The organism is Xanthobacter autotrophicus (assembly GCF_030015065.1).
Classification (GTDB): Bacteria; Pseudomonadota; Alphaproteobacteria; order Rhizobiales; family Xanthobacteraceae; genus Xanthobacter; species Xanthobacter autotrophicus_D.
Map to the genome: position 1 here is coordinate 1 of NZ_JAIVFN010000305.1, position 601 is coordinate 601.

1 protein-coding gene is annotated in these 601 nt (G+C 62.7%); it reads right to left on the reverse strand.

All coding sequences use genetic code 11. The annotated features are described in order from the left end of the window. A partial coding sequence (locus K9U40_RS23240; protein ID WP_282892435.1) for a hypothetical protein occupies window positions 1–548 on the reverse strand: 548 nt, incomplete at its 3' end. Window positions 549–601 lie beyond the last annotated feature (53 nt).

The window sequence follows — 601 nt, forward strand, 5'->3', positions numbered from 1 at the left end:
GCTGGGACGTAGAAGTTGCGCGACTTACCTTCACCAGAACCGCCCAGCACTTCAACGTGCTGCAGAAGGTCGATGATGGACATTCGAACCGGGGTGTTTTTCATTGGGGCCAGCAGGTGGCCACGATGCTCCAAGAGGCCCGAGGCCACGCCCAGGTCAATAAGCGGTGAGCGGTCGACCCGCGTGGCGAAGTGCACCTGGTCGGCATAGGCCGAGAGCAGCATGTCGCGCTCCGGAAGGCGCCAGCGCCACCGCTGCAGAGCCTCACGCCAATTGTGGCGCAGACCTTCGACACCAGCGTTGGCTGCACTGAACACCAGATACCGCAGCCGACCAATCCAATGAATGCGAGCTGCAGCGCCTGCTGCAACCAGACCCGCGGCCATGCTCAACACGAAGAAGATGCAGGCGGCCAGGCCCCACTTCACCGTGTCGCCGGCACGTGCTGCGCGGGCCACGGACGCATCTGCGTCTTTCAGATCTTGCAGCACCTTGCGCGCATCGCCCTCTTCCCAGACGTCCTTGTAGTTGGCCGCGACCTGGCTCATTTCCCGCCGCCCTACCCTACCTACCTCGACATCATTTGTGCTCGCTGCAGATC